General features: G+C 44.0%; 12 protein-coding genes. All 12 read right to left on the bottom strand.

Annotated features, from left to right (window positions below; translation table 11 throughout):
* Positions 1–25: 25 nt before the first annotated feature.
* A complete protein-coding gene (gene spoIID / locus PQ578_RS01140) occupies positions 26–1027 on the bottom strand; it encodes a stage II sporulation protein D (RefSeq protein WP_273831810.1) in 1002 nt (333 codons plus the stop codon).
* A 177-nt stretch (positions 1028–1204) separates the two neighbouring features.
* A complete protein-coding gene (murA, locus tag PQ578_RS01135; RefSeq protein WP_273831808.1) occupies positions 1205–2530 on the bottom strand; it encodes a UDP-N-acetylglucosamine 1-carboxyvinyltransferase in 1326 nt (441 codons plus the stop codon).
* Between the two features lie 29 nt (positions 2531–2559).
* Positions 2560–3306 carry a YwmB family TATA-box binding protein gene (locus PQ578_RS01130; RefSeq protein WP_273831806.1) on the bottom strand — a complete coding sequence of 249 codons (747 nt, stop codon included), beginning with the start codon at positions 3304–3306 and terminating at the stop codon, positions 2560–2562.
* 428 nt (positions 3307–3734) lie between these two features.
* Positions 3735–3968, bottom strand: coding sequence for a DUF1146 family protein (locus tag PQ578_RS01125; RefSeq protein ID WP_098445370.1), 234 nt, complete (start codon positions 3966–3968; stop codon positions 3735–3737).
* Positions 3969–4173: 205 nt separating this feature from the next.
* Positions 4174–5700, bottom strand: coding sequence for an NADH-quinone oxidoreductase subunit NuoN (gene nuoN / locus PQ578_RS01120; protein ID WP_273831804.1), 1527 nt, complete (start codon positions 5698–5700; stop codon positions 4174–4176).
* 3 nt (positions 5701–5703) lie between these two features.
* Positions 5704–7194, bottom strand: coding sequence for a complex I subunit 4 family protein (locus tag PQ578_RS01115; protein WP_273831803.1), 1491 nt, complete (start codon positions 7192–7194; stop codon positions 5704–5706).
* Positions 7194–9038, bottom strand: coding sequence for an NADH-quinone oxidoreductase subunit L (nuoL, locus tag PQ578_RS01110; RefSeq protein ID WP_273831802.1), 1845 nt, complete (start codon positions 9036–9038; stop codon positions 7194–7196). The genes PQ578_RS01115 and nuoL overlap by 1 nt, the downstream gene beginning before the upstream one ends.
* A 16-nt stretch (positions 9039–9054) precedes the next feature.
* Positions 9055–9369: an NADH-quinone oxidoreductase subunit NuoK gene (nuoK, locus tag PQ578_RS01105; protein ID WP_098445374.1), complete on the bottom strand. Its 315-nt coding sequence runs from the start codon at positions 9367–9369 to the stop codon at positions 9055–9057.
* Positions 9366–9875, bottom strand: a complete 510-nt coding sequence (locus PQ578_RS01100; RefSeq protein WP_273831801.1) for an NADH-quinone oxidoreductase subunit J — start codon at positions 9873–9875, stop codon at positions 9366–9368. The genes nuoK and PQ578_RS01100 overlap by 4 nt, the downstream gene beginning before the upstream one ends.
* The gene (gene nuoI / locus PQ578_RS01095) at positions 9872–10291 is read right to left on the bottom strand and encodes an NADH-quinone oxidoreductase subunit NuoI (protein ID WP_098445376.1); all 420 of its coding nucleotides are present in this window, start codon (positions 10289–10291) and stop codon (positions 9872–9874) included. Before nuoI ends, PQ578_RS01100 begins: the two co-directional genes overlap by 4 nt.
* An 18-nt stretch (positions 10292–10309) precedes the next feature.
* Positions 10310–11317, bottom strand: a complete 1008-nt coding sequence (gene nuoH / locus PQ578_RS01090; RefSeq protein ID WP_098445377.1) for an NADH-quinone oxidoreductase subunit NuoH — start codon at positions 11315–11317, stop codon at positions 10310–10312.
* Positions 11317–12414 (bottom strand): NADH-quinone oxidoreductase subunit D, encoded by a 1098-nt coding sequence (locus PQ578_RS01085; protein ID WP_273831799.1) that lies wholly within the window; start codon positions 12412–12414, stop codon positions 11317–11319. The genes nuoH and PQ578_RS01085 overlap by 1 nt, the downstream gene beginning before the upstream one ends.
* Position 12415: the final 1 nt, after the last annotated feature.

Genomic DNA, 12415 nt, shown 5'->3' with positions numbered 1-12415 from the left:
ACTGTGAACAGTAGCGGTCTTTCTTTTACCTTTGCGCCGTATAATCTGTCACGTAGTTCTCCATCTCACTAATCGCGACACCTTGATAATAATGTTTCACAATATCAGCGTACGCCTTACCATCTTCCGCCATTCCATTTGCTCCATATTGGCTCATGCCAACTCCATGTCCGTACCCTTTTGTTACCACGTTAATCGTGTCTCCCACTCGTTCCCACGTAAAGTCAGAAGACCTCAGTCCGAGAAGATCTCTTATTTCTCTACCAGTAAACGTTTTCCCACCTACTGAAACTTCCGCTACTCTTTTGCCTTCGGTCAAATTTTCAATGGATCCAATGGAATTGTTCGAAAGGTCTACCCCAAGTTTCTGTTCAAATTCTGCCACTGTGAACGTTGCTTTATCTTCGTATTTTGGCGAATCAACATCCCAAGGACTTTCAACACTTCTTAAATAAGGTGCTTTATTTTCCCAATAGTCTTCTGAATTCTCTGTATAGCCATTACTTGTAGAGAAAAAAGAAGCATAGATTGGATTACCTTCATAGGTTAAAATTTGACCGGTCGTTGCTTGAACCGCTTCTTCAATTCTCGCATACTTTTCGTCAAATTCTTCTCCCCACGCTTTTTTCAACTGTGCTTGATCCTTATATACCTGATCCTGGATCGTATCTGTGACGACAGCTTGATCAGGAAGATTGGCAGAAGGATTTTTAAGCTTCGTTACGACAAACGTTCTTGCGGTAAGCGCCTGAGCTTTCAACGCCTCCATATTAAAGTCTGAAGGCATTTCAGCAGCGACAACACCTTTCACATAGTCTTCGATCGGAATACTTATTGTTTCTTTCTGATCTGATCGAAAGACCGGTACGTCTACTTCAACCGCTTCTGTTATTTTCTCCTTCTTCATCTGATTCCCTTCACTAGTCTGTGGTTTCGTCTCCGTTGCTCCAAAAGGTAAAACCAGAATAGATGGGAGAAGGATTAGAATCGCCGCAAACAGAATTAGTGAGCCAACAATTCGCTTCATTCACATGCCTCCTTCTCGATTGCTTACCCCTATCATCGTATGGAGATGGACAACCATTTAGAACAGAAACGGCAAGCAGATACGGAGTTTTTTTACCATATATATGTAAACGATTGACCTCACAGCCACTTTTTGTACATAAAAAAGAGGAGGCCATGGCCTCCTCTTTTATTCACGTTATGCAAATTTAGGTTTTACATTAACAGCTTGCTCAGACTCTTCTGTTGCAGGCTTTGCTGTCTCATCAACTGTTACACGTTCAACATCAGCTCCAAGGCTTGCAAGCTTCCCAGAGAAGTCAACGTAACCGCGGTCAAGGTGCTTCAGCTCATCAACACGAGTATAGCCATCAGCGACAAGTCCAGCTAGAATTAAAGCAGCTCCAGCGCGCAAATCAGTAGCAGAAACTTCTGCACCTTGAAGTGTAGAAGGTCCTTCAATGATAGCTGCGCGTCCTTCAATCTTGATGTTTCCGTTCATGCGACGGAATTCTTCCACGTGCATGAAGCGATTTTCAAAGACTGTTTCAGTAATAACACTTGTACCCTTAGCTTGAAGTAATAGCGCCATCATCTGGGATTGCATATCCGTAGGGAACCCAGGGTGAGGCATTGTTTTCAAGTCAACTGGCTTTAGCGTTTCAGGTCCAATAATGCGAAGGCCCTGACCTTCTTCAGTGATCTGAACGCCCATTTCTTCCATCTTCGCAATCAATGGACGAAGATGTTCCGAAACAGCATTTTCAATTAATACGTTACCACCTGTAATTGCAGCAGCTACCATGAATGTTCCTGCTTCAATACGGTCTGGGATAACAGCGTGCTCTGCTCCTACGAGCTTTTCCACACCTTCAATACGAATCGTACCAGTACCTGCGCCGCGTACTTTTGCACCCATTGCATTAAGATAGTTCGCAAGACAAACGATTTCAGGTTCTTGAGCAACGTTCTCCATTACCGTTGTACCTTCTGCAAGTACAGCTGCCATCATAATATTTTCAGTGGCGCCTACACTTGGGAAATCAAGATAAATCTTTGCCCCTTGTAGTCTTCCTTTAATACCAGCTTCAATAAAGCCATTACCGATTGTCACTTCTGCACCCATTGCTTCAAAGCCTTTAAGATGCTGATCAATCGGTCTTGAGCCAATTGCGCAACCTCCAGGTAATGCAATACGGGCATGACCCACGCGGGCCAAAAGTGGTCCCATCACAAGAAACGAAGCTCGCATTTTACGAACTGCTTCAAATGGTGCCTCTGTTTCCAAAGGTTTTGTTGCGTCTACTTTAATTGTGTTACCTTCTATTTGCGTCTCAACATTAAGATAGCTTAATACTTCACTAATCGTGTGTACATCTGAAAGGGCAGGCACATCATTTAACGTGCTCGTGCCTTCACCTGCTAAAATAGATGCTGTGATGACGGGCAAGACTGCATTTTTAGCTCCTTCTACTTTCACAGAGCCTGACAATCTCCTGCCACCTCGGACGATGATTTTTTCCAACGTATTCCCCTCCGCGTCCTATTTGTATATTAATATTCAGTCGTAATTATTGGTGTGCCAATTGTAGCGGTTATTCCGCCGCCTATTCCTGTATTACGTAATGCTATTTGTATGTTCATTCTCTGGTTGTTCGTTACGAGATCTGCTTCCCACTCTTCATGGTATGCGGAAAGAGATACAAACGTCTCTTCATTGATTTCTTCTACTTTTGAAGCGGAAAAAGCTCCTAACAGCTTGTCTGCTTCATTGTACAAAACAATGTTCATTGTATCATTTTTCTCACCCACAAAACAAGAGAAAACTGGGGCTTCTTGCGTAACTAATTGTGACTTTTGCGCCTTAAATCGTTCGTACGTTGTTCGCCATTCCTCCTGATAAAACCCTTTAATTTCCATGTTATAAATAAGATAAGAGCTAATGCGATTTTCTTCTGGATAAGACACAAGTGTCAGTGTTTCTTTCGTACCCAATTCTGAATCGATTCTTGTCCCGCTTACTTTTACATTACCGTCTTTTTTTTCCAAATCACCCCATTGAAAACCTGGTGCTCTTTTGGAAATCTCGGACATAATACCTTTGTACCCTAACGACTTTGGAATGAAACTCACTTTTTCGCGTGTGTAAAGAGACCACTTTTGTATAGAATAATTGTGGGTCAATAGAACATTCGCCATCTCGGCAGTCTTTACTTCCGTTTCATCTTCAATTGAGACTGATGTACCATTCGAAAAGCTCGCTAGAAGTAAAATGGACAGTAATCCGATTAGAAGCCTCATCTTAACCCTCTCCCCGTTCTGGTCTTCTTATCTTTCAGTGTGACCATGGGAGGGGAAGGCATACATGGAAGTTGTAGTCAGATCCCGACAAATTCCGTACGAAGCTTCTGTATATGAACTGTTATTGAGTTTTTCTAGCTGCCAGTGCTTGTCTAAACCCTAGGGGCTTAAACAGGCGGATTCGCTTTTCTTGTCTAGCTGCTGCGCCCAGTCCCTCGATCGCTTCACCTTCCAGATTGAACGCAAGTGTTCATTCAGGAAGGCTCCAGCGCTTGTCGGGACTAAACGGGGGTTTACGCTTTTCTTGGCTAGCTGCAACGCCCAAACCCTCGAGTCGCTTCACCTTTTTGATTGAACACAAAGACCGTGTTCACTCTAAAAGGCTCCAGCGCTTGTCGGGTTTAAACGGGCGTTTCCGCTTTTCGTTTTTAAAAGAAATATTGTAGACGGAGTGACCAGTTGTAGTAATCTAGGAAGAAACTGCTTGCGAGGGAACCGATGCTTAGGGTTAGCAAGATCATGAGGACTTTCGCCTGTGGACTGTTCGGTTTTTTGAAAAAGACATCGAACCGAACGGTTTGTAACGCCCACCAGGTAATCATAATGAAAACCAGGTTAATCACAATCGTTAAAATCGATTGTTGCGCCAGTGCTTCTGTCATCTTATCTACCCCCCTATCTGCAAGTGCACCATTCGACAAACGTACATTTTTCCATCTAATAGCCTATTATAAGAGATTTCAATACAAATGAATATCCTACTTTACCCCTAATCAGCGGTTTTTTCTCGCACAAATAAGGCGTTTTCGCCATATTTTCCTTTTTCTTCGTTTGATACACGGAAAAACAGCAGATTACTCTGCTGTTTCAGGGATTAAAGATTTCAAGGAATTGAAAGTGATCGTGAATAAAGGTTAATGCAACGGAAGGAAAGACGCCAAGTATAACGGTTCCTGCTGCGGTGATTGCGAGTACAGCGACAAGCCCATTTGAGGCAACGACTGGCTTTTTCGTTACTGATGGACGGAAATACATTTGAATGAATAAACCAAAATAATAAACATAGGAGAGGATTGTTCCGGTTAACATGGCCAGCGCCAGAACGAATCGCTTTGGCTCGGTGCCTAGTGCGCTCATGAAAATCTCAAACTTGCCGATAAAGCCAGCCGTTAACGGGATGCCAGCGAGCGATAAAAGGTAGATCGTCATCGCAATCGTGACATAAGGAGAGCGTTTAAATAAACCGGCAAAAGAATCGACTGTTACCTCTTTCGCTTCATCACCTAGGGCATGAATCACGGCAAACGCCCCGAGATTCATTAACAAATAAGCGGCAAGGTAAAACCAGACGGCATCAAAGACGAGCTCTGATAAAGCAGCTAAAGGAACGAGAAGGTAGCCGGCGTGCGCAATACTCGAATAGGCGAACAGCCTTTTCGCATTCAACTGCCTTAGCGCAATGACATTTCCAATCAGGATTGTAAGAACAGCGAGTAACACAAGATAAGGACGAACCGAGACAAGTAGCGTCTCATAGCTTACCCCATCTGGTGTAATCACTTTTCCAGTTCCAGGTGCAAAAACAAATGGAACCATGAGGAGTCTGAGCATGATCGCAAACCCTGCAATTTTTGAAACGACACTAAGATAGGCGGTGATCGGCGTTTCAGCCCCCTGGTATACGTCCGGCGCCCACATATGAAATGGGGCGGCTGTTATTTTAAAGCTGAGACCAACAAAAATCATCAGAAAAGCAAACACAGCGATGTACCTATTCTCTGTCACAATGTCGCTACCCATTAAAGCTTGGATTTCATAAATGTTTGTTTCCCCTGTAAGGCCAAATAAGTAACTCATTCCAAACAGTGTGATGGCTGTCGCAATTCCGCCATTAACGATGTATTTAAAAGCAGCTTCATTCGCTAACTGGTTCTTTTTACGAATGCCAACAAGAATGTAGGATGAAAGACTAAGAAGCTCTAACCCGACGAAAAGCGTAATTAAATCTGCACTTGAAGCCATCATCATCCCGCCAAGTAAACCTGTTAGCAAGAGGTAGGGATATTCTCCTTTTACCTCATCAAGGTCATTTGCTTTTATCCCTAGCAGTAGAACGAGACCCGTCCCAATGAGCATAAGAAGCTTAAATGCTTTTGCGAAGGAGTCAAGTCGATACGTTTGATTTATGATCGTTACAACGCCATCATCAAGCTGAAAAATGAGAAAGACGATGGCCAACGCAATGCCTGCGAGAGCAAACCAGACGAGAATCGCTCTATCTCTGTTCTTTGGCATAAACAAATCAAGTAGTGATAGCGTCACTGCCGTCAGCAGTATTGTAAACTCTGGCATCATGCTGCTCCATTGGTAGTTTAGTAACTCATTGATCTCCATATCTTAACCCCCAATCCCGAGCGTACGCGCTATTTGAAGTGTGTTGGACAATACTGCAGGGTAAACACCAATCCAGATAATGAGACTGAGAAGAACGGCGGACGGAACTAGTTCCATCGCTGATAAATCCTTTTGTTTATCAAAAATCGGTTTTCTTTCTCCGAACGTCACGGCCAGCACTGCCCGGAGCATATAAACCGCGGTTAAAATCAGACCGATTACACCGATACTGCCAATGACAGGCATCGTTTCGAATAAACCGAGAAACGCGAGAAATTCACTAATAAACCCACTCATTCCTGGCAACCCGAGTGAAGCGAGACCTGCAGCAAGAAAGAATCCTGCGAAAAGCGGCGTCTGACTTGCTACTCCCCCTAAATTCGCAAGCTCTGTTGTGTGAAAGCGGTCAATTATAACGCCAACAAGGAGGAACAGCAGCGCTGCGATCAAACCATGTGAAATTGTTTGAAAGATCGCTCCTTGTAGACCAGCCGTGTTAAAGGATGCCACTCCAATGAGCACAATGCCCATATGGGAAACCGATGAGTAGGCAAGTAAGGCGCGCAGCTCCGTTTGTACAAGAGCGATAAAAGCTCCATAGAGTAAATTAACAACGCCAAGAATCGCCAGAATAACGGCCGTTTCTTTTAGCTGATCAGGGAAAAAACCTGCTCCGAAACGAATAAGCCCATAAGCACCAATCTTCAGTAAAACACCCGCATGAATCATTACTACTGCGATTGGAGCTTCGACATGCACTCGAACCATCCACGTATGAAGTGGCACAATCGGAAGCTTTGTACCAAACGCGACTAGAAGAAGGACAAAGAGCCACATTCGCGTATTCCCTGAAAGAAATTCATAAGAATCAGCTTCTTGCAAAAGAAAGGTTAGTTCACTAATATTCATCGTTCGCATCTCAACGAATAGCACAATGATGACAATTAGAAGCAGAATTGAACCGATGCCGTTATAAACAAGGAAAGAAAAAGCAGCCTTTTCCCGCTCAAACCCTCCCCATTTTCCAACGAGGAAAAACATTGCCACAAGTGTCACTTCAAAAAATAAGAAAAACAAAAATAAATTTTCACTAGAAAAGACGCCAAGAATCCCGAGTTCCAGTAGTAAAAAGAGAATATAGAACCCTTTTACACCCTCCTGAATCCGAACGGCAGCGAGTGAAGCGAGAAAGGTGATAAGCGCAGATAGCATTAAAAACAATAGAGACAGACCGGTTACCCCAAGATCATATGTGACCGGATATGGCTCATTTGGACTAATTGCCGTCATTAATTCAAACCACTGATAACTTTCTGCGAATTGAATACCTGAAAGTGTCCGATCATAAAAGCTGAAAACAACAATCGTTACCATTAGCGGTAGCACTGTTCCAAGAATACCAACCATTTTAATCAATCGATGCCTTGATGGCATGAGGCTAAGCACGATTACGCCGAGCAGCGGGGAGAGAATTAAGATCGTTAGCAAGCCCATTAGAAATACCCCCCTAATATGGCAATTAACAGCATGACAACGACAAGACCTGAGAAGGCTACCGTTCCATACGTTTGCACCTGACCGGATTGTACGCCTGATCCCGCTTTTCCGATTCGTTTTACAAGCACTGTGAGCGCCTGTGCACCTCCTTCGATGATAAAACGATCAAAGTATACCCAGAAGTAGCCGATGACACGCGTTCCTTTTACGACGGTCCTATCATAAACCTCATCGAGAAAGTATCCTTTTGATAAAAGGCGGTGTAAGTCACCTGAACTCTCTTCTGCATGCGGTCGCTTTTTCGCATACGTCATCCAGGCAAGTACAATGCCCGCTAGTGAGAAAAGAATTGCACTTATAGGAATCCACATTGGCGCAGCGTGATGAACGACTGCCACTGGATATGGACTCGTTTCTAACCAGTCCCCAAGAAACGAACCGAACCAGGCTGTCTGAATATAACCTGCAACGATCGAAAGCACCCCGAGTACGAGCATTGGAATCAACATCACCCTTGAAGACTCCTTCGCTTCACTCGAACGGTCACCAGAAAAGACGAGAAAGTACAAACGGAACATGTAAAAAGCTGTGAGAAAAGCCGTCAATAGCGCAATCGAAAATAAAACGTATCGCCCGTCGGCAAAGGTTGAAATGAGAATTTCATCTTTACTAAAAAAACCTGCGAAAAGCGGAAATCCTGAAATCGACAAGCAGCCGATTAAGAATAATGCTGCTGTCATCGGAAGTTGCTTTCTAAGCCCACCCATTTTAAAAATGTTCTGCTCATGAACGGCATGAATTACACTTCCTGCCGCGAGAAACAGAAGCGCTTTAAAAAAAGCGTGCGTCGTTAAGTGAAAAATACCTGCTGTGTAACCTGCTGCACCTAATGCAAGCATCATATAACCGAGCTGGCTAATCGTCGAATAAGCGAGAATCCGTTTAATGTCTCGCTGCACGAGAGCGATTGTGGCTGCAAAAATTGCCGTAAATCCTCCTGTGATGGCTACAGTCGTCATTGCTGTTTCAGAGCTTGAGAAGAGTGGATACATCACGGCAACAAGATAGACACCAGCTGCTACCATCGTAGCCGCATGGATCAATGCTGAGACTGGCGTCGGGCCTTCCATTGCATCCGGAAGCCACGTATGAAACGGGAACTGTCCTGACTTTCCAACCGCTCCAACAAAAATTAGAATTGCGATAAGTGTAATCATCGATGGCGCGATGTCACCTGCTTGCACTGCTGCAAAAATAACATCGAGCTCAAAGCTACCCGTTTGCCAAAACAATAAGAAAATCGCAACGAGCAAACCGATATCGCCTATTCTCGTTACGATAAAAGCCTTTTTAGCGGCTGCTTTTGCTTCAGGTTTATAGAAATAAAAACCTACAAGAAGGAAGGAGCAAACCCCTACAAGCTCCCAAAAAATGTAGAGCTGCAGAAGGTTTGGTGAAAGAACAAGCCCCGTCATTGCAAACGTAAAGAGACCGAGGTACCCAAAAAATGTGGCAATGCGCTCGTCATTCGCCATATAAGCGATGGAATACATATGTACGAGAAAACTGACAAGCGTCACGATCACAAGCATTAACGCATTTAATGGATTTACTTCATATCCCACCGTAATCATTACGGTATCGATCGATAGCCAATTGGTTTCTACAAGCCGATTTCCTTTTATTAAATGACTGAATAGGACAAGAAGCGCACAGCCAAAGGCAGCTCCAGCGAAAATCGTTCCAACAAAACCGGCTTTTCGATAGAGGATCGGCCGGGTGAATAGAATAATAAGGAATGAGAGAAGCGGCAATATTGGGATAAGCCAGACAGCGTCCACGTTTCTACCCCCTTCGCTACTTTTTAAGTGTGTTCATTTCATCAACATTGACGGTAGCCCTGTTTCGATAAAGGGCAATCAGGATAGCGAGCCCAACAGCCGCTTCAGCTGCCGCAACCGTAATCGTAAAAAGAGAAAATACCTGACCGCGAATCGATGCGCCAACACCGTATTTTGCAAATGCAACAAGATTTAAATTAACGGCGTTCAGCATTAATTCAATCGAAATTAACACTATGACCGCATTTCGCTTCGTTAGCGCGCCGTATAGTCCTATACAAAACAGGAGCAAAGCGGTTAATAAATAGGCGGAAAGTGGAATCGAGCTCATGGCTTCTCACCTTCTTCCTCATCCTTTTTCGCGAGGATAATGGCTCCAACAAGCGCAACGAGTAAAACGACAGAAACTAGTTCAAATGGAATGACATAATCTGTGAACAACATTAGCCCCACCTGCTCGGTATTGTTTTCATGAAGTTTCTCCGCTTGCGGACCGAGTGAAATTGTCCGAATGCCTTTAAATACAATCAAAAAGAAAGCGGTGACAACTGTTAACACGATACCTTTTTTCGCCCATCCTGTCTTCGGCTCTTCCTCTGAATGTTTTGTTAGCATAATGCCAAATAACATAATGATCGTAATTGCTCCAGAATAAATTAAGATTTGAACGACCGCTACAAATTCAGCGGAAAGCATAATATAGAGTCCTGCAATGCCGAGAAACGTTAGGACGAGCGCCATCATCATATGGATCACTTTTGAGAGATTAATCATCAGTAAGCCGCCGGTCATCGTAATAAGAAATAGAAAAATAAATATGAGCAGCTCCCCGGTCATACTTTGTTTTCCTTTCGAAGGTTCGTATCATTTTCATCGAGCCACTCTAAATTTTTAAATAGATCATCGCGGCTATACGTAGCGAGCTCAAAATTATTTGTCATGATAATCGCTTCAGTCGGACAGACCTCTGTGCATAGATCGCACAAAATGCAAATTTCGAAATTAATATCGTACGTATCGATAATTTTCCCTTTTTTTGTTGGATCGGGATGTTTGATACCTGTCAATGAAATGCAGTCTGTCGGACAAATCGCAACACACTGATTACATACAATACATTTTTCAGGGTAAAATTTTTGAATACCGCGAAAGCGATCTGGTAAAGCAAGGGGCTGATCCGGATACTGGTACGTCACTTTCTCCTTCGTCATGTTTTTGAGGGTGTAAGCTAAGCCTTTCGCTAATCCACGCATGTTGGCTTCCTCCCTTGTTTAGAATGAGCGAATGATCTCGATCACAATGGTCGTTAAAAAAATGTTTAATAAAGCGAGCGGTAAAAGAATTTTCCATCCGAATGACATAAGTTGATCGGCTCGGAGACGAGGAAACGTGCCGCGAATCCAGATCATCACGAACACGATGAAAATAAATTTAAGCGCAAACCAGACTGCGCCTGGTATAAAGGTTAAAAACGGAATTGCCTGCCATCCTCCAAGAAAAAGAATGGTTGTGAGCGATGCCATCGCAAATAAATAAACATATTCCGCAAGCATAAAGAATGCAAAGCGAAATCCTGAATATTCAACGTGATACCCTGCGACGAGCTCTGATTCTGCTTCAGGTAAGTCAAATGGGGTTCGATTCAATTCCGCAACGGAAGCAATCAAAAAGATTAGAAACGCAAGCGGCTGTTTAAACAAAAAGGCAACAGACTCCTGCTCGGCAATAATGGTATTAAGATTTAACGATCCAGTTAATAGCACAATTCCTACAACACTCATTACAAGCGGAATTTCATAAGAAATCATCTGCGCCGCTGATCGCATGCTACCAAGCAACGCGTATTTATTGTTCGATGCCCATCCCCCTGCTAGAATGCCTATCGTTGAAATCCCAGATATGGCAATGTAATAAAGCAAGCCAACGCCAATATTGGCAAAGGAAACCTGCTCGGTTAGTGGAAGGGCAGCGATCACGATAAACGCCGGTGCAAAGGCAACAACAGGCGCAATGATAAAGAGCGGGCGATCCGCATCGCGTGGAATCGTATCTTCTTTTAATAAAAGCTTCAAAACGTCCGCTACCGTTTGTAATAATCCAAATCGCCCACCTACTCTGTTTGGACCATGACGAAGCTGCATAAACCCAAGCACTTTTCGCTCAGCCAAAATGGCGTACGTCACGAACCCGAGTACAACCATTAACATGGCGGCACCCACAAGGAAAAAACTGAGGGTCTGCCAGTATCCAGGTGGCGATGCAAGCATATCGTTGATCATTAGCCGTCCACCTCCCCGAGCACAATATCAATGCCACCGAGAATAGCGATCAAGTTCGAGATATTCTCCCCTTCAAGTAACTCAGGTAAGATTTGCAAATTATAAAAAGACGGTCGACGAAACTTGAGGCGATATGGCTCTTTTTTCCCTTTGGAAGCAATGTAGCAGCCAATTTCTCCGCGCGGCGATTCAATGCGCACGTACGTCTCACCAGCAGGAGGCTTAATGATCCGCGGCACTTTTGCCATAATCGGCCCTTCGGTAATTTGTTCAACTGCCTGCTCCACAATCTTTAGTGCTTCTTCTATTTCAGCCATACGACAGTTGTAGCGTGCCATAGCGTCACCTTGTGTAAAGACGGGAACTTCAAACTGAAAGCGATCATAAAGCGAATAAGGTTCGTTTTTCCTGAGGTCCCACTGCACGCCTGTACAGCGTAGGTTCGCACCACTTAATGAGTACGCAAGCGCCTTTTGTTTTGAATAAGCGCCTACCCCTTTCATTCTCGCCATAAAAATTTCATTCCCTGTTACGAGATCATGGTAGCCGGCGAGCTGTTCTCTCATATACGGCACAAACTCTCGTACCTTCTCGAGCCAGCCTTCAGGCGCATCCCATTTGACGCCACCAACGCGCATATAATTAAAGGTCAGTCGTCCTCCTGAGATCTCCGTTAACAAATTAATGATCACTTCTCGCTCTCTGAAGGCATAAAGAAACGGACTCATCGCACCGATGTCGAGCAAATAGGTTCCGAACCAAACAAGGTGACTCGCTATTCTTCCAAGCTCCATCACAATGACGCGAAGGTAATCCGCTCGCTCGGGAATGTCCATTGCCATCATCGTTTCAACCGCATGGCAGAGAATGTAGTTATTCGTCATGGCAGCAAGATAATCCATTCGGTCTGTATACGGGATAATTTGCGTGTATTGAAGGTTTTCTGCAATCTTTTCCGTGCCTCTATGAAGGTAACCGATAACAGGCTTTGCTTTTTTTATGACTTCTCCATCAATTGTAAGCACGATACGAAAGACGCCATGCGTACTCGGATGCTGTGGACCTACATTTAAAAGCATCTCCTCTGTCCGAATCATA

The sequence above is a fragment of the Guptibacillus sedimenti genome (assembly GCF_028610665.1).
In the GTDB taxonomy this organism is placed as follows: Bacteria; Bacillota; Bacilli; order Bacillales; family Guptibacillaceae; genus Guptibacillus; species Guptibacillus sedimenti.
The sequence above is the reverse complement of the archived record's forward strand: the minus strand, read 5'-3'. Positions and strand labels throughout refer to the sequence as shown.

What these genes read in the sequence shown, in the direction of transcription:
- spoIID (WP_273831810.1), bottom strand. Translation starts at nt 1,027, where the DNA reads ATGAAGCGAATTGTTGGCTCACTAATTCTGTTTGCGGCGATTCTAATC.
- PQ578_RS01130 (WP_273831806.1), bottom strand. Translation starts at nt 3,306, where the DNA reads ATGAGGCTTCTAATCGGATTACTGTCCATTTTACTTCTAGCGAGCTTT.
- PQ578_RS01125 (WP_098445370.1), bottom strand. Translation starts at nt 3,968, where the DNA reads ATGACAGAAGCACTGGCGCAACAATCGATTTTAACGATTGTGATTAAC.
- nuoN (WP_273831804.1), bottom strand. Translation starts at nt 5,700, where the DNA reads ATGGAGATCAATGAGTTACTAAACTACCAATGGAGCAGCATGATGCCA.
- PQ578_RS01115 (WP_273831803.1), bottom strand. Translation starts at nt 7,194, where the DNA reads ATGGGCTTGCTAACGATCTTAATTCTCTCCCCGCTGCTCGGCGTAATC.
- nuoK (WP_098445374.1), bottom strand. Translation starts at nt 9,369, where the DNA reads ATGAGCTCGATTCCACTTTCCGCCTATTTATTAACCGCTTTGCTCCTG.
- PQ578_RS01100 (WP_273831801.1), bottom strand. Translation starts at nt 9,875, where the DNA reads ATGACCGGGGAGCTGCTCATATTTATTTTTCTATTTCTTATTACGATG.
- nuoI (WP_098445376.1), bottom strand. Translation starts at nt 10,291, where the DNA reads ATGCGTGGATTAGCGAAAGGCTTAGCTTACACCCTCAAAAACATGACG.
- nuoH (WP_098445377.1), bottom strand. Translation starts at nt 11,317, where the DNA reads ATGATCAACGATATGCTTGCATCGCCACCTGGATACTGGCAGACCCTC.
- PQ578_RS01085 (WP_273831799.1), bottom strand. Translation starts at nt 12,414, where the DNA reads ATGATTCGGACAGAGGAGATGCTTTTAAATGTAGGTCCACAGCATCCG.